Below are 15,335 nucleotides of genomic sequence, written 5' to 3'. Positions count from 1 at the left end.
GCGAACGGTCAGAGGTACTGACCGGTGTTGGACACGGTGTCGATCGAACGACCCGGCTCGGTGCCCTGCTTCCCGCTGATGAGCGTGCGGATGAAGACGATCCGCTCGCCCTTCTTGCCCGAGATCCGCGCCCAGTCGTCGGGGTTCGTGGTGTTCGGGAGGTCCTCGTTCTCCTTGAACTCGTCCACGCACGCCTGCAGCAGGTGCGCGATCCGCAGACCACGCTGCTCGTGGTCGAGCAGGTCCTTGATCGCCATCTTCTTCGCGCGGTCGACGATGTTCTGGATCATGGCGCCGGAGTTGAAGTCCTTGAAGTAGAGGACCTCCTTGTCGCCGTTGGCGTAGGTGACCTCGAGGAAGCGGTTCTCCTCGGTCTCGGCGTACATCCTCTCGACGGTCGCCCGGATCATGCCGGCGACGGTCGCCTCCCGGTCCCCGCCGAACTCGGCCAGGTCGTCGGCGTGCAGCGGCAGGTTGGGCGTGAGGTACTTGGAGAAGATGTCGCGGGCGGACTCGGCGTCGGGCCGCTCGATCTTGATCTTCACGTCGAGCCGGCCGGGCCGCAGGATCGCCGGGTCGATCATGTCCTCGCGGTTGGAGGCACCGATGACCAGGACGTTCTCGAGCAGCTCGACGCCGTCGATCTCGCTGAGCAGCTGCGGGACGATGGTGTTCTCGACGTCGGAGGAGACGCCCGACCCCCGCGTGCGGAACAGCGAGTCCATCTCGTCGAAGAACACGATCACCGGAGTGCCGGTGCTGGCCTTCTCCCGCGCCCGCTGGAAGACCAGGCGGATGTGCCGCTCGGTCTCGCCGACGTACTTGTTCAGCAGCTCGGGGCCCTTGATGTTGAGGAAGTAGGACTTCACCTCCTGGCCGGCGCCGTCGACGCCGTGCCGCGCGGCGACCTTCTTGGCCAGCGAGTTCGCGACCGCCTTGGCGATGAGCGTCTTGCCGCAGCCGGGAGGGCCGTAGAGCAGCACGCCCTTGGGCGGCTTGAGCTCGTGCTCGCGGAAGAGCTCGGGGTAGAGGTAGGGCAGCTCGACGGCGTCCTGGATCTGCTCGATCTGGCCGCCGAGGCCACCGATCGACTCGTAGGCGATGTTGGGGACCTCCTCGAGGACGAGCTCCTCGACCTCCGACTTCGGGACCTTCTCGTAGACGTAGCCGGCGCGAGAGTCCAGCAGGAGGCTGTCGCCGGCCCGGATGGTCTCCTCGCGCAGCGGCTCGGCGATCCGGACGACCCGCTCCTCGTCGGCGTTGGCGATGACGAGCGCGCGATCGCCGTCGGCGAGCAGCTCCTTGAACATCACGACCTCGCCGACCTGCTCGAAGTCGAGCGCGGCGACGACGTTCAGCGCCTCGTTGAGCATGACCTCCTGGCCGCGGCGCAGGGTGTCGAGGTCGACGCTGGGGCTCACGTTGACCCGCAGCTTGCGCCCGCCGGTGAAGACGTCGATCGAGTCGTCGTCGTTGCGGGCCAGGAACGTGCCGAAGCCGGCCGGCGGCTGGGCCAGCCGGTCGACCTCCTCCTTGAGCTTCATGATCTGGTCGCGGGCCTCGCGCAGCGTGCTGGCCAGGCGCTCGTTCTGGGACGTCACCGCCGCCAGCGAGCGCTGGGCGTCGGCCAGGCGCAGCTCGAGGCCGCGGTGGTGCGACGGGGAGTCGCTGAGCCGGCGGCGGAGGTCACCGACCTCGGCCTCCAGGAAGCGGACCTGGCTCGCGAGCTCCTCCGGGCTGCGTCCACCCGGGTTGCTGCTGCCTGAGCTGGGGATGTCAGATGTCATCGGCGCACCTCCTCGTGTCTGGCGACCCTACCTGCGGTCGCCGACAACGGAAGGGCTCAACCCGCCCGGTTGGTCACGAATCGGTTGCGGTGGCGCCTCAGGCGTCCGAGGGCTCCGAGGGCTCCTCCACCGGGACGCCGGGGGGCCGGGGACCGGTGTAGTCGGGGCCGTACGCGCCGGGCGCCGGGCGCCGCTTCTTCAGCGGCGGCCGCTGGCCGGGGGCCATCCGGCGTGCGGTGACGAGGAACGCCGTGTGGCCGATCATCTTGTGGCCGGGTCGCACCGCGAGGCCCTCGACGTGCCAGTCGCGCACGAGCGACTCCCACGGCTGCGGCTCGGTGAACCCGCCGTGGAGCCGCACCGTCTCGACGAACCGCGACAGCTGCGTCGTGGTGGCGACGTACGCGCAGACGATCCCGCCGGGCACCAGCGCGTCCGCGGCGGCGTCCAGGCACTCCCACGGCGCGAGCATGTCGAGGATGATCCGGTCGCAGCGCTCGCCGGAGGCGGGCAGCGCCTCGGCGAGGTCGCCGAGGGTGAGCTGCCAGGCGGGGTGGGTCCGGCCCTCGGGGTCGCCGAAGAACTGGGTGACGTTCTTCCGGGCGACGTCGGCGAACTCCTCGCGGCGCTCGTAGGACGAGACCTTGCCGAAGGGCCCGACGGCGCGCAGCAGCGAGCAGGTCAGTGCGCCCGAGCCGACACCCGCTTCGACGACGTGGGCGCCGGGGAAGATGTCGGCCATCGCGACGATCTGCGCGGCGTCCTTCGGGTAGACCACCGCGGCGCCGCGCGGCATCGAGACCACGAACTCCGAGAGCAGGGGGCGGAAGACGAGGTACTCGCCGCCGGCGGAGGAGGTGACGGTGAAGCCCTCCTCGCGCCCGATGAGCTCGTCGTGCTCGAGGTGCCCGCGGTTGGAGAAGAAGCGCTTGCCCGCCACGAGCTCGAAGTTGTGGCGGCGACCCTTCTGGTCGGTCAGCCGCACCCACTCCCCCTCGCGGAGGGGGCCGCGGTGGACCCCCGACCAGGCGTCACGGTTCACGTCGGGAAGGGCATCGGGCATGCGCGGAACCCTAGTGGGGGGTCTCCCGGAACGCGCGATCGACGTCGGCGGTGGAGAGCACGCCGAACACCGCCCCGTCCGGCTCGACCAGGAGGTACTCCGCGGCCGGCGTCCGGCTGATCGCCCGCACCAGCTCCTCCCCGGACAGGGACGCGGGCAGCCGCAGGCCGTCCTCGAGCGTGCGGGCCACCGTCGAGGTCGCGACCCACGGCCGACGGTCCTCGGGGGTCGCCAGCAGCGCGGCCTCGTTGACCAGCCCGACGGGACTGCCCGCCGAGGTCACGGTGACGATGCTGCCCGCCCGGGCGTCCTGCGCGCGGCGCACCGCCTCGGCGAGGGGCAGCTCGGCCGGCACCGCGAGGGCGCGCCTCGCCAGGTCCCGCGCGACCAGCCGGGGCAGCCGACGCCGCATCCGCGCCGAGGCGATGGCGGCGGTCGCGCCGGACCAGAGGAAGAGCGCGACGACGAAGGCCAGGACGAAGTCCAGCGGGCGCGGCGGCTCCCCGAACAGCGGCTCGAGCGCCCACGGCCACAGGAGCACGAGGACGGCGGTCACCCGCCCGCCCCAGCCGGCGGCGATCGTGCCGCGGTGCGCGTCGTGGGTCGCGCCCCAGACGGCGGCCTTGAGGACCCGGCCCCCGTCCAGCGGGAGGCCGGGGACCAGGTTGAGCACGCCGACCAGGAGGTTGGCGAACGCGAGGCCCTCGACCGCGAGCCCGAGCAGCCCGCCGGGCACCACGAACCACAGTCCGAGGGCGGCGATCCCGACCGCGATCGACGTCAGCGGACCGACGACCGCGATCGCGAACTCCTGGCGGGGCTTGGTCGCCTCCGCCTCGATCTGCGTCATGCCACCCAGGAAGTGCAGGGTGATCGAGCTGATCGGGAAGCCGTACCGCTTCGCCATGACGGCGTGCGAGGCCTCGTGCAGCAGGACGGACAGGTAGAGCACCACCGCGAAGGCGAAGCCGGCGACGTAGGCGAGCGGTCCGAGGCCGGGCTCGACCTGCTCGACGCGTGGAGCGGTCACCACGGCGATCAGCGCCGCGACGACGAACCAGGAGGACGACACCAGGACGTCGGCCCCCGCGATGGTCCCGAGCCGCAACGTCCCCGGAGCGCGGCTCGTCGTCCTGCGGGTGGTCGCCCGGCCGTCGCCGGGAGGTTCGGGGTCGGCCACGTCGCCAGGGTATCGGGGGCTCCCCGGCCGGGGTGCGCTGGACCGTCGATGCCCTCACCTAGGGTCCTCCCCATGAGCGTGCAGCAGGCCGTGTCACCCGCCGAGCGGGTCTCGACGCCCGTGGACGGCGTGGAGGTCCTCGGTGCGCTCTCGCCGAGCCGCGCCGGGGACTTCCTGACCTGCCCGCTGCTCTACCGGTTCCGGACGATCGACCGGCTCCCGGAGCCGCCGTCGGAGCAGCAGGTCCGCGGCACCGTGGTGCACAAAGTGCTCGAGGACCTCTTCGACCTGCCCGCCGTGCAGCGGACCCCCGAGCAGGCGCGCGACATGCTGGTGCCGGCCTGGGAGCAGTTGCGCGAGGACGAGCCGGCCATGGCCGAGCTGTTCGGCGAGGAAGGTCCCGAGGTGGCCGCCTGGCTCGCCTCGTGCGCGACGGTCCTGGACCGGTACTTCACCCTCGAGGACCCCCAGCGGCTGGAGCCGGCCGAGCGCGAGGTGTACGTCGAGAGCCTGCTCGACTCGCGGCTGCTGCTGCGCGGGTTCGTGGACCGGGTCGACGTCGCGCCCGACGGGTCGATCCGGATCGTCGACTACAAGACCGGCCGCGCGCCGGCCGCCGGCTTCGAGGCCAAGGCGCTGTTCCAGATGAAGTTCTACGCGCTCGTGCTTTGGCGCACCCGCGGCACCGTCCCCGCGGTGCTGCAGCTGGTCTACCTCGGCAACGGGGAGATCCTGCGCTACCGCCCCGACGAGGCCGAGCTGCTCGCCACCGAGCGGAAGGTCGAGGCCATCTGGCGCGCGATCCGCTCCGCGGAGGAGACCGGCGACTGGCGGCCGCGGCGCAGCCGGTTGTGCGACTGGTGCCGGCACCAGTCCCTGTGCCCGGAGTTCGGGGGCACTCCCCCGCCGCTGCCACGGCCCGACGCGGTCGGAGAGGCGCCCGCCGACCCGGCCTAGGAGTCAGACGAGGTTGCGCTCGGCCCACAGGGCCGCCTGTGTGCGGTCGGCCACGCCGATGCGCGCGAAGGCGGAGGTCAGGTGGGCCTTGACGGTGCGCTCGGTGATGTCGAGGCGCCGGGCGATCTGCTTGTTGGCCAGGCCCTCGCGGACCAGGCCGAGCACCTCGGTCTCACGGGCGGTGAGCTGCACCTGCGGCGCCCCGGACCGGGCGCCGAGCAGCGTGCGGGCGGCACGCGGGTGGATCGGGGACTCCCCTCGGCTGACCGCCCGGATGCCGGCGAGGACGTCGTCGGGGTCGGCGTCCTTGAGGAGGTAGCCCACCGCCCCGGCGTCGAGCGCCCCCACGATCCGCTCGGTGTCGCTGTACGAGGTCAGGACCAGCACGTCGGAGGGCAGGCCCGCACCCTTGATGTTGCGGGTGGCCGTGACGCCGTCGACGCCCGGCATCTGCAGGTCCATCAGGACGACGTCGGGGACCAGCGCGCGGACGACGTCGAGCGCCTGCTCGCCGTTCTCGGCCTGGCCGACCACCTCGATGTCGGGGGTCCCGGCGAGCAGCTGGGCGAGGCCGGCGCGGATCACCGCGTGGTCGTCGACGAGGACGACGCGGATCGTTGAGCTGCTCACTGCTGGGCGACCTCCATCCGTACCGTCGTGCCCTCGCCGGGTGCGGAGAGCACCTCGATCTCGCCGCCGATGTCCTTGACCAGGCTGCGCAGGCCCTTGAGACCGTAGCGGTCGGGGTCCGACACCGCCGGGTCGAAGCCGACCCCGTCGTCGACGACCTCCAGCTGCAGCTTCCCGTCCGGGGACCCCACCGTCACCGCGATGGTCGTCGCGCGGGAGTGCCGGATGGCGTTGCGGACCGCCTCCTGCGCGACCCGCCAGACGAGCGCGACGGCGGCGTCGGAGGCGCCATCGACCCCGTCGACGCTCACCGAGGCCTGGATGCCCGCGGTCGCCGCGGGGGCGATGAGGTCGTTGAGCGCCGGCTCGAGGCCGGCCGCGTGCAGGTCCGGCGGATGGATCTCGGCCAGCAGCGACCGCAGCGCCCGCAGGCTGTCTCGCAGCGAGTCGCCGGCGGTGGCGAGCGTCCGGCGGGCGTGTGCGGGCACGTCGGCGTCGCGCGCCACGGCGGTCAGCGAGAACGTCGTGCCGGCGATGTCCTGGACCACGCCGTCGTGGAGGTCGCGGGCGATCCGGCGACGCTCGGCGTCCGAGGCGTCGACGGCGGAGGTGAGCAGGCGCTCGCGGTCCTCGCCGGCCCGGGTCAGGCGGCGGGTCAGCAGCCAGAGGATCGGCGTGACGATCAGGAGCAGGCCGGCCAACGAGGCGATGGTGATCCAGCGGAACGGGCCCAAGATCTCCTCGCGACGTTGCTCGATGCGGTCGAGGGAGTAGTACACCTCGAGCAGCAGTACGTCGTCGTCCACGGTCATCGGCGTGAAGACCCGGACCAGGCGCTCCCTCTTGTCGAGCGCGGACACGGCCGGGTCATCGTCGGCGGCGCGCTCGTAGCCCGTACCGCCGGTTCGCAGGACGCTGCGCTGCTCGGCGCTGAGGGGGTAGATGCCGCCACCGAGGTTCGAGCGATTGGTGTAGAGCAGGTAACCGTCGGTCAACCAGAGGTTGATGCGCACGGCCTTCGGGTTGTCGACCCGGACGACCCGGCGCAGCGTCCGCTTCGCCAGGAGTGCGAACCGGTCGGCAGCACCTGGCTTCCGTTCGAGGAGCCGTTCGAGCAGGCGAGCGTCGACCTCCTGCAGCTGCGGACGCACCACCGCCTGGGCAAGGACCTCGGTGGTGTTGCGAGCTTCCGCGACTGCTTCCGCCTCTGCGACGTCCTCGGAGATGGCGTTCGTGGCGACGACGATCACCGTCATCGTCACCACGGCGAGCAGCATGAACTGCACGACCGGGCTGCGCAGGAGCCGCACGCCGTTCCCTTCCGTCGTCGCGCCGGCTGACGGCGCGGCGGCAAGGATACGGACGAAGCGCCGGTTAGACCTTCTTCGAGAGCTTGCAGACCTCGCCGGTGCGCGAGTTCTGGGCGCGGAAGAAGACATCGTCCTCGCCGGCGAGGTCGGCCATCAACCGCACCACCCGAAGGGAGCGGTCAGCGTCCTTGGCCTTCACCTCGCCCATGTACGAGAAGTCGCCGTTGTGCTTGAACTTCCACTCCCAGACGTCTTCATCGTCGCTCCAGACGACGCCGACCACCTCGAGCTCACCGTTGCTCATCACGGTGGCGCGGATCTTGGCAGTGCTGCTGCCCTCGCAGTCCTTGATCACGAGAACAGGGTCACCCTTGGCGACGACGGGTGCACCAGGGGTCTTCACGCCCTTCGTAGCCCCGCCATCACTTGCCAACGCCGGAGCGGGAGCAAGGGCCGCTGCGCTCAACACCAGGCCGAGCACGATGGCGGGACTACGTCGGACGAACATGTGGACCTCTCCTGGTGGTACTAGGAGGACCAGGTCCTCCGAGCGAGCACGATCCTGTCGGTGGGCGGGGGTATCCCGCCATTGTCCGGTGGTACTAGGACCCGACGGCACGGCGGGTGGTGGCCCGGTTCCCCGCGCGGGCCCCTGCCCACACCTCCGCGAGGTCCAGCCCCGCGAGCGAGGGGGCGAACACCCGACGCTCCCCCGGCGGGACCTCGACGTGGTTGGGCACCACCAGCACCTGGCAGCCGGCCGCCTCCGCGGAGGACGCCCCGGTCGCGGAGTCCTCGACCGCCAGGCAGGCGGTGGGGTCGACGCCGAGCCGCTCCGCGGCCGTGAGGTACGGCTCCGGGTGCGGCTTGCCGTGCGTCACGTGGTCGCCGGTCACCACGGTCGCGAACGTCCCCTCGGGCAGCTGGTCGAGGATCGGCGCGACGAACCGGGTCCAGGACATCGTCACCAGCGCGCACGGCACGCCGGCCGCCGCCAGCGCGAGCAGCTGCTCGCGGGCGCCGGCGCACCAGGGCACGCTGCGGCGCACCCGCTCCACCACGCCGTCGAGGAGCAGGTCGACGATCTGCTCGGGCGGGAGGTCGAGCGGCATGTGGTCACGGATGAAGCGCGCCGAGACCATCAGGTCGTTGCCGACCAGCGAGAGGGCGTGCGCCTCGGACCAGGTGCCGCCGAACCGCTCCGCGAGCGCGAACTCGGTCTCGATCCAGTACGGCTCGGTGTCGACCAGCGTGCCGTCCATGTCCCACAGCACCGCCGCGGGGGCGTCCATCGGGGTGGCGGCCATCAGTCCTCCGGGTCGTAGCCGAGGTTCGGGGAGAGCCAGCGCTCCGCCTCGGCGAGGGTCCACCCCTTGCGCTCGGCGTACGCCGCCACCTGGTCGCGACCGAGCCGGCCGACGACGAAGTACTGCGACTGCGGGTGGCTGTAGTAGATCCCCGACACCGAGGCGCCCGGCCACATCGCCATCGACTCGGTGAGCTGGATCCCGGTGCTGGCCTCCACGTCGAGCAGCTCCCAGATCGTCTGCTTCTCGGTGTGGTCCGGGCACGCGGGGTACCCCGGCGCGGGCCGGATGCCGGCGTACCGCTCGGCGATGAGGTCCTCGTTGGAGAGCGACTCGGTCGGCTCGTGGCCCCACAGCTCGGTGCGGACGCGCTGGTGCAGCCGCTCGGCGAACGCCTCGGCCAGGCGGTCGGCGAGCGCCTCGACCATGATCGCGTTGTAGTCGTCGAGGTCGTCCTTGAACTGCTGCACCTTCTCGGGCAGCCCGATGCCGGCGGTCACCGCGAAGGCCCCGACGTGGTCGGCGAGCCCGCTCGCGGCGGGAGCGACGTAGTCGGCGAGCGAGCGGTTCGGCACGCCCTCGCGGTGCTGCCCCTGCTGGCGCAGCTGGTGCAGGACGGTCCGGCGCTCCCGGCGCTCGTCGTCGGCCCACACGACGACGTCGTCGTCCTCGGCGTTGGCGGGGAAGAAGCCGTAGACCGCGCGCGCCGTGAGCCAGCGCTCGGCGATGATCCGGTCGAGCATGGCCTGGGCGTCGTCGTACAGCTTGCGCGCGGCCTCGCCCGTCGTGGGGTTGTTGAGGATGTCGGGGAACTTCCCCTTCATCTCCCAGGCGTTGAAGAACGGCTGCCAGTCGATGTACTCGCGCAGCTCACCGATGTCGTAGTCGTCCAGCACGTGCACGCCCGGCTGCTCGGGCGCCGGCGGCACGTAGCCCTCCCAGTCGATCGGCGTCGCCCGGGCGCGGGCGTCGGCGTAGGTCAGCTGGGGACGGTCCTGCTTGGTCGCGTGCCGAGCGCGCAGCGCGTCGTAGTCCTCCTGCAGGTCCGAGAGGAGCTTGACGCGGCGCTCGGCGTGCAGGAGCGAGGCGACGGTCGGCACGGAGCGCGAGGCGTCCTTGACCCACACGACCGGCCCGTCGTATCGGGGGTCGACCTTGACGGCGGTGTGCGCGCGCGAGGTGGTGGCGCCACCGATGAGCAGCGGGATCTCCAGGCCGAGGCGCTGCATCTCGGTCGCCATCGTGACCATCTCGTCGAGCGAGGGCGTGATCAGGCCGGACAGGCCGATGACGTCCGCGCCGACCTCGGCGGCGGTGTCGAGGATCTTCTGCGCCGGCACCATCACACCGAGGTCGATGACCTCGAAGTTGTTGCACTGCAGCACCACGCCGACGATGTTCTTGCCGATGTCGTGGACGTCGCCCTTGACCGTGGCCATGACGATCGTGCCGTTGGTGTCCTTCGCGGTCGCGAGCTCGGGGTTGTCCAGCTTCTCCTGCTCGATGAACGGGATGAGGTAGGCGACCGCCTTCTTCATCACGCGCGCGGACTTCACCACCTGCGGCAGGAACATCTTGCCGGAGCCGAAGAGGTCGCCGACGACGTCCATGCCGGACATCAGCGGGCCCTCGATCACCTCGATCGGGCGGCCGCCGCGGGCGGCGATCTCCTGGCGCAGCTCCTCGGTGTCGGACTCCACGTGGGCGTCGATGCCCTTGACCAGCGCGTGGGTGATCCGCTCCCCGACGGGCAGCGAGCGCCACTCCTCGGCCTCCGCCTCGACCTGCTCGCCCTTGCGGTTGTGCGCCTCGGCGATCTCGAGGAGCCGCTCGGCGGCGTCGGGGCGGCGGTTGAGGACGACGTCCTCGATCCGCTCGCGCAGCTCGGGCTCGACCTGGTCGTAGACCACGAGGGCGCCGGCGTTGACGATGCCCATGTCGAGGCCCGCGGCGATCGCGTGGAACAGGAAGACCGCGTGGATGGCCTCGCGGACGGGGTTGTTGCCCCGGAAGGAGAAGCTGACGTTCGAGATGCCGCCGGACACCTTCGCGCCGGGGAGGTTCTCCTTGATCCAGCGGGTCGCCTCGATGAAGTCCAGACCGTACGACGCGTGCTCCTCGATGCCCGTCGCGACGGCGAAGACGTTCGGGTCGAAGATGATGTCCTCGGCCGGGAAGCCGACCTCGTCGACGAGGATCCGGTAGGCCCGCTCGCAGATCGCCTTGCGCCGCTCGAGGTTGTCGGCCTGGCCGTCCTCGTCGAAGGCCATGACCACCGCGGCCGCGCCGTACTTGCGGCACAGGCGGGCGTGGGCGCGGAAGGACTCCTCGCCCTCCTTCATCGAGATCGAGTTGACGATCGCCTTGCCCTGGACGTTCTTCAGGCCGGCCTCGATCACCTCGAACTTCGAGGAGTCGACCATCACCGGGACCCGGCTGATGTCGGGCTCGCTGGCGACGAGCTTGAGGAAGCGGTCCATGGCCGCGACCCCGTCGATCATCCCCTCGTCCATGTTGACGTCGATGACCTGCGCGCCGTTCTCGACCTGCTGGGCGGCCACCGACAGGGCGGTGTCGTAGTCGCCGTCCTTGATCAGGTTGCGGAACCGCGCCGAGCCGGTGATGTTGGTGCGCTCGCCGACGTTGACGAAGAGCGAGCGGTCGTCGATGGTGAACGGCTCGAGGCCGGAGAGCCGCATCGCCGAGGGGATGCTCGGCACCTCGCGGGGCGTCTCGCCGGCCACCGCGCGGGCGATCGCGCCGATGTGGGCGGGCGTGGTGCCGCAGCAGCCGCCGACCAGGTTCACGAAGCCCGCGTCGGCGAACTCACGGACGACCGCGGCGGTCTCCTCGGCGGCCTCGTCGTACTCGCCGAACGCGTTGGGCAGGCCGGCGTTGGGGTAGCAGCTGACGAAGGTGTCCGCGATCCGGCTGAGCTCGGCGATGTAGGGGCGCATCTCCTTGGCGCCGAGCGCGCAGTTGAGGCCGACGGCGATCGGGCGGGCGTGCCGCACGGAGTTCCAGAACGCCTCGGTGGTCTGCCCCGACAGCGTGCGACCGGAGGCGTCGGTGATGGTCCCGGAGATGATCACCGGCCACCGCCGGTCCAGCTGCTCGAAGAGCGTCTCGACCGCGAAGATCGCCGCCTTGGCGTTCAGGGTGTCGAAGATGGTCTCGACGATCAGCAGGTCGGCGCCGCCGTCGACCAGGCCCTGCGCCGAGGTGAGGTACGCCGCGACGAGCTGGTCGTAGGACACGTTGCGGGCGGCCGGGTCGTTGACGTCCGGGGAGATGGAGGCGGTGCGGGTCGTGGGGCCGAGCGCGCCGGCGACGTACCGGGGGCGCTCGGGGGTGGCGACCGCGTCGCACGCGCTCCGCGCCAGGCGGGCCGCCTCGAGGTTGAGCTCGTAGGCCAGCTCCTCCATGCCGTAGTCGGCCAGGGAGACGGCGTTCGCGTTGAACGTGTTGGTCTCGATGATGTCCGCGCCGGCCTCGAGGTACTCGCGGTGGATGTCCTCGATGATGTGCGGCTGGGTCAGCGTGAGCAGGTCGTTGTTGCCGACCACGTCGCTGGGCCAGTCGGCGAACCGCTCGCCGCGGTAGCCGGCCTCGTCGGGGCGGTCGCGCTGGATGGCCGTGCCCATGGCACCGTCGATCACCATCACCCGGTCGCGCAACGTAGCGGTGAGCGCCTCGGTGGCGTCGGGGCGGTGGGACGGCGTTGCGGGCTGCGGCACGCCAGCTCCTTCCGAACGGGTGGCTCCAGCGTAGGAAGAGCGTCCGAGTGCTGGACAGTGTGCCCAGATCGTGACACCGGGCGTCGGACCCGGCGAAATCGCGACGCCTGACTACGCTGGTGCGGTGATCGAGATCGACGACCTGCCCGACCTGGTGGACCCCGTGGTCATCGCCGCCTTCGAGGGCTGGAACGACGCCGCGGACGCCGCCTCGTCGGTGGTCGACCACCTCATCGACGTCTGGAACGCCCGCATCGTCGGCGCGCTGGACCCCGAGGAGTTCTACGACTTCCAGGTCAACCGTCCCGTCGTCGGCACCGACGAGCTGGGGCACCGCCGGATCACCTGGCCCACCACCCGGATCGCGGTGGCCTCTCCCCCGGACCTCGACCGCGACGTCATCCTGGTGCGCGGCATCGAGCCCAACATGCGCTGGCGGCAGTTCTGCGCCGAGCTGCTCGCCGCCTGCGACGAGCTCGGCGGCGAGCTGGTCGTCACCCTCGGCGCCCTCCTCGCCGACACCCCGCACACCCGGCCGATCCCCGTGACCGGCACGGCGACCGAGCTCGAGCTGGTCGACCGGCTCAAGCTCGAGCAGTCCACCTACGAGGGCCCGACCGGCATCGTCGGCGTCTTCCAGGACGCCTGCGTGCGCCTCGACATCCCGGCGGTGTCGTACTGGGCGGCGGTCCCCCACTACGTCGCGCAGCCGCCCTGCCCCAAGGCGACGCTCGCGCTGATCGGCCAGCTCGAGGACCTGCTCGAGGTCTCCATCCCGCTGGGCGACCTCCCCGAGGACGCCCGGGCCTGGGAGCGCGGCGTCGACGAGCTCGCCGAGGAGGACGAGGACGTCGCCGACTACGTCCGGGCGCTCGAGGAGACCCGCGACACCACCGACCTGCCCGAGGCCTCCGGCGAGGCGATCGCCCGGGAGTTCGAGCGGTACCTCAAGCGCCGCGGCGACGAGTCGGGCGGCGGCGCCGGCTAGTTGTGATGTCCGGGCAGGTTGGTCAGTCGGGTGATCGGTGGCCGGCCTCCGATCGCGGAGTGGGCGCGGTGGTGATTGTAGAAATGCAGCCATGCGGGCAGCGTGGAGTTGCGCTGGTCGGTTGAGTCGTAGTGCCTGGCGTAGGCCCAGCCGTCGGCCAACGTGCGGTGGAAGCGCTCGATCTTGCCGTTCGTCTGGGGTCTGTAGGGCCGGGTCCGTTTGTGGGTGATGCCTAGCTCGCCGCAGGCGTCACGCCAGGCGAATGAGCGATAGCAGCTGCCGTTGTCGGACAGCACCCGCTCGACGGTGACGCCGTGCTCGGCAAACCACGCCACCGCACGGTGCAGGACGCCGACCGCGGTAGGGGCCTTCTCATCAGTGCAGATCTCGGCGTAGGCCAGGCGGGAGTGGTCGTCGATGACGGTGTGCACGAACGCTGTGCCGATCAGGGGTCGAGATTCCTTCCCGCGCTCGCCCGTGCGTTGAGCCGTAGCCACGGCGTTGGCTTTGCTCTGCTGACGGCTGAGGAACTTGTGTCCGCCGCCGTCGGGGATGTTGCCGAACTTGGTGACGTCGACGTGGATCAGCGAGCCCGGGTGGGGGTGCTCGTAGCGCCGCAGCGGTTCGCCGGTGACGCGGTCGATGTGGGACAGGCGATTGATCCGGCACCGCACCAACCGGCGTGCACGGTCGAGGCCTGTAGTCCAAGCCGGCCGGCGATCTGGACAGGTCCGAGTCGGTGCCGCCAGCGCAGTTGCACTATCCGGCGCACGACCTCGGGCGGGGTCTTGGTGGGGCTGGCGTGCGGACGGGAACTGCGATCGACCATGCCGTTGGGCCCTTCAACGCGGTAGCGATCAGCCCACTTCTTCGCGGTGCGCGGAGCGACCATGAACATCTTGGCTGCTGCGGCGTAGGTCCACCCGCCCTCGACGATTAGCTGGGCGAGACGTAGACGGGCGCGCGGGGTCAGAGCAGCGTTAGCGTGGGACACGAGGGCCTCCGGTCAGTGAAGCGGTGAACTAGACAGCTCCACTTCACAACCGGAGGCCTTCGTCTGTCAGACAGGCTCACCGATGCCGACTTGGACAACGTCCCTGGACATCACAGCTAGTCCCCCGGCTGGTCCCCCGGTTCAGAGGGACAGGCCGAGCGCGGCGTCGAGGACGCCGATCATCGCGATGCCGGCGTCCGTGTCGCTGGTGTCGGCTAGTCCACCGGTGCCGAGCGTCGCGCGGACCCAGCTGTCGACCGCCGCGACGGCGCGGGGCGCGTCGAGGTCGGCCGCCAGTGCCTCGAGCACCTCGGCGACGACCGGCGCGGCCGGCGCCCCGGCGCCCAGGGCCAGCGCCCGGCGCCAGTCGGCGAGGGTGTCGACGGCGTCCCACAGCTCCGCGTCGGTCCACTCCCAGTCGGCGCGGTAGTGGTGGCGCAGGAGCGCGAGCCGGATCGCCATGGGGTCGACGTCGCTGTTGCGGAGCGCGGAGACGAAGACCAGGTTGCCCCGGGACTTCGACATCTTCTCCCCGTCGTAGGCCACCATCCCGGCGTGCACGTAGGTCTGGGCGAACGGCGTGCCGGGGTCGACGACCTGCGCGTGGCCGGCGCACATCTCGTGGTGGGGGAAGACGAGGTCGCTGCCGCCGCCCTGCACGTCGAACGCGCCGCCGAGGTGCTCCAGTGCGATCGCGGTGCACTCGACGTGCCATCCCGGCCGGCCCGGGCCGAACTGGCTCGGCCACGACGGCTCCCCCTCGCGCTCACCGCGCCACACGACGCAGTCGAGCGGGTCCTTCTTGCCCGGGCGGTCCACGTCGCCGCCGCGCTCGGGGTAGACCCGCAGCATCGTCTCGCAGTCCCAGCCGGACTCCTGCCCGAAGGCGGGGTCCGCGGTCACCGACATGTAGAGGTCGTCCTCGACGCGGTAGACCGCGCCCGCGGCCTGCAGCCGCTCGACGAGGTCGAGGACGAGCGGGATCGACTCGACGGCACCGATGTACTCGTCCGGGGCCAGCACGCGCAGCGCGGTCATGTCCTGGCGGAAGAGCTCGGTCTCCCGCTCGGCCAGCTCGGTCCAGTCCGTGCCCACCTTGGTGGCGCGCTCGAGCAGCGGGTCGTCGACGTCGGTGACGTTCTGGACGTAGCGGACCTCGTGGCCCGCGTTGCGCCAGGCGCGGTTGAGCAGGTCGAAGCCGACGTACGTCGCGGCGTGGCCCAGGTGCGTCGCGTCGTACGGCGTGATGCCGCAGACGTACATCCGGGCCGGGCCCTCGGGCGTGGTGGTCACGAGAGCACCGGTGGCGGTGTCGTGCACCGACACCTCGGGGCCCCTCACGGGCAGGGTGGGGACTTCCGGGGACGGCCAGGCACGCATGG

Annotated in this window: 11 protein-coding genes and 1 pseudogene; 2 read left to right on the top strand and 10 right to left on the bottom strand. The window is 71.2% G+C overall.

What is annotated here, in order from left to right:
* Nucleotides 1-8: 8 nt before the first annotated feature.
* The 3 genes from arc to AB0N29_RS06635 form a co-directional block, all read right to left on the bottom strand.
* Nucleotides 9-1,787 (bottom strand): proteasome ATPase, encoded by a 1,779-nt coding sequence (gene arc / locus AB0N29_RS06645; protein WP_364865121.1) that lies wholly within the window; start codon nucleotides 1,785-1,787, stop codon nucleotides 9-11.
* Nucleotides 1,788-1,884: 97 nt separating this feature from the next.
* A complete protein-coding gene (locus tag AB0N29_RS06640) occupies nucleotides 1,885-2,850 on the bottom strand; it encodes a tRNA (adenine-N1)-methyltransferase (RefSeq protein WP_302271417.1) in 966 nt (321 codons plus the stop codon).
* 10 nt (nucleotides 2,851-2,860) lie between these two features.
* Complete coding sequence (locus AB0N29_RS06635; protein WP_364865119.1) at nucleotides 2,861-4,030, bottom strand: site-2 protease family protein; 1,170 nt, start codon at nucleotides 4,028-4,030, stop codon at nucleotides 2,861-2,863.
* Between the two features lie 72 nt (nucleotides 4,031-4,102).
* Here AB0N29_RS06635 and AB0N29_RS06630 point away from each other — a divergent pair, with 72 nt between their 5' ends.
* Nucleotides 4,103-4,987, top strand: a complete 885-nt coding sequence (locus tag AB0N29_RS06630; protein ID WP_364865116.1) for a PD-(D/E)XK nuclease family protein — start codon at nucleotides 4,103-4,105, stop codon at nucleotides 4,985-4,987.
* Nucleotides 4,988-4,990: 3 nt separating this feature from the next.
* On the opposite strand, the gene AB0N29_RS06625 is transcribed toward AB0N29_RS06630, so the two are convergent.
* The 5 genes from AB0N29_RS06625 to metH all read right to left on the bottom strand — a co-directional run bounded on the left by AB0N29_RS06625 (nucleotide 4,991) and on the right by metH (nucleotide 11,971).
* Nucleotides 4,991-5,617 carry a response regulator transcription factor gene (locus AB0N29_RS06625; RefSeq protein WP_302271409.1) on the bottom strand — a complete coding sequence of 209 codons (627 nt, stop codon included), beginning with the start codon at nucleotides 5,615-5,617 and terminating at the stop codon, nucleotides 4,991-4,993.
* The gene (locus tag AB0N29_RS06620; RefSeq protein ID WP_364865112.1) at nucleotides 5,614-6,927 is read right to left on the bottom strand and encodes a sensor histidine kinase; all 1,314 of its coding nucleotides are present in this window, start codon (nucleotides 6,925-6,927) and stop codon (nucleotides 5,614-5,616) included. Before AB0N29_RS06620 ends, AB0N29_RS06625 begins: the two co-directional genes overlap by 4 nt.
* Before the next feature lie 64 nt (nucleotides 6,928-6,991).
* Nucleotides 6,992-7,435, bottom strand: a complete 444-nt coding sequence (locus tag AB0N29_RS06615) for a hypothetical protein (protein ID WP_364865110.1) — start codon at nucleotides 7,433-7,435, stop codon at nucleotides 6,992-6,994.
* A gap of 94 nt (nucleotides 7,436-7,529) precedes the next feature.
* Nucleotides 7,530-8,234 carry an HAD family phosphatase gene (locus AB0N29_RS06610; protein WP_364865108.1) on the bottom strand — a complete coding sequence of 235 codons (705 nt, stop codon included), beginning with the start codon at nucleotides 8,232-8,234 and terminating at the stop codon, nucleotides 7,530-7,532.
* On the bottom strand, nucleotides 8,234-11,971 hold the full coding sequence (metH, locus tag AB0N29_RS06605) for a methionine synthase (RefSeq protein ID WP_364865106.1): 3,738 nt from the start codon (nucleotides 11,969-11,971) through the stop codon (nucleotides 8,234-8,236). Before metH ends, AB0N29_RS06610 begins: the two co-directional genes overlap by 1 nt.
* Nucleotides 11,972-12,095: 124 nt before the next feature.
* Here metH and AB0N29_RS06600 point away from each other — a divergent pair, with 124 nt between their 5' ends.
* On the top strand, nucleotides 12,096-12,959 hold the full coding sequence (locus AB0N29_RS06600; RefSeq protein ID WP_302271399.1) for a PAC2 family protein: 864 nt from the start codon (nucleotides 12,096-12,098) through the stop codon (nucleotides 12,957-12,959).
* Here the strand turns inward: AB0N29_RS06600 and AB0N29_RS06595 are convergent.
* A pseudogene (locus AB0N29_RS06595) lies at nucleotides 12,956-13,953 on the bottom strand (IS481 family transposase). The gene AB0N29_RS06600 and the pseudogene AB0N29_RS06595 overlap by 4 nt on opposite strands.
* A gap of 141 nt (nucleotides 13,954-14,094) precedes the next feature.
* Nucleotides 14,095-15,333, bottom strand: a complete 1,239-nt coding sequence (gene mshC, locus AB0N29_RS06590) for a cysteine--1-D-myo-inosityl 2-amino-2-deoxy-alpha-D-glucopyranoside ligase (protein ID WP_364865104.1) — start codon at nucleotides 15,331-15,333, stop codon at nucleotides 14,095-14,097.
* Between the last annotated feature and the right edge of the window lie 2 nt (nucleotides 15,334-15,335).

The sequence above is a fragment of the Nocardioides sp. NPDC092400 genome (assembly GCF_040684155.1).
Taxonomy (GTDB): Bacteria; Actinomycetota; Actinomycetes; order Propionibacteriales; family Nocardioidaceae; genus Nocardioides.
The sequence above is the reverse complement of the archived record's forward strand: the minus strand, read 5'-3'. Positions and strand labels throughout refer to the sequence as shown.

Bases quoted from the DNA above. Each gene is read 5' to 3' on its own strand.
- arc (WP_364865121.1), bottom strand. From the start codon at position 1,787: ATGACATCTGACATCCCCAGCTCAGGCAGCAGCAACCCGGGTGGACGC.
- AB0N29_RS06640 (WP_302271417.1), bottom strand. From the start codon at position 2,850: ATGCCCGATGCCCTTCCCGACGTGAACCGTGACGCCTGGTCGGGGGTC.
- AB0N29_RS06630 (WP_364865116.1), top strand. From the start codon at position 4,103: ATGAGCGTGCAGCAGGCCGTGTCACCCGCCGAGCGGGTCTCGACGCCC.
- AB0N29_RS06615 (WP_364865110.1), bottom strand. From the start codon at position 7,435: ATGTTCGTCCGACGTAGTCCCGCCATCGTGCTCGGCCTGGTGTTGAGC.
- AB0N29_RS06610 (WP_364865108.1), bottom strand. From the start codon at position 8,234: ATGGCCGCCACCCCGATGGACGCCCCCGCGGCGGTGCTGTGGGACATG.
- mshC (WP_364865104.1), bottom strand. From the start codon at position 15,333: ATGCGTGCCTGGCCGTCCCCGGAAGTCCCCACCCTGCCCGTGAGGGGC.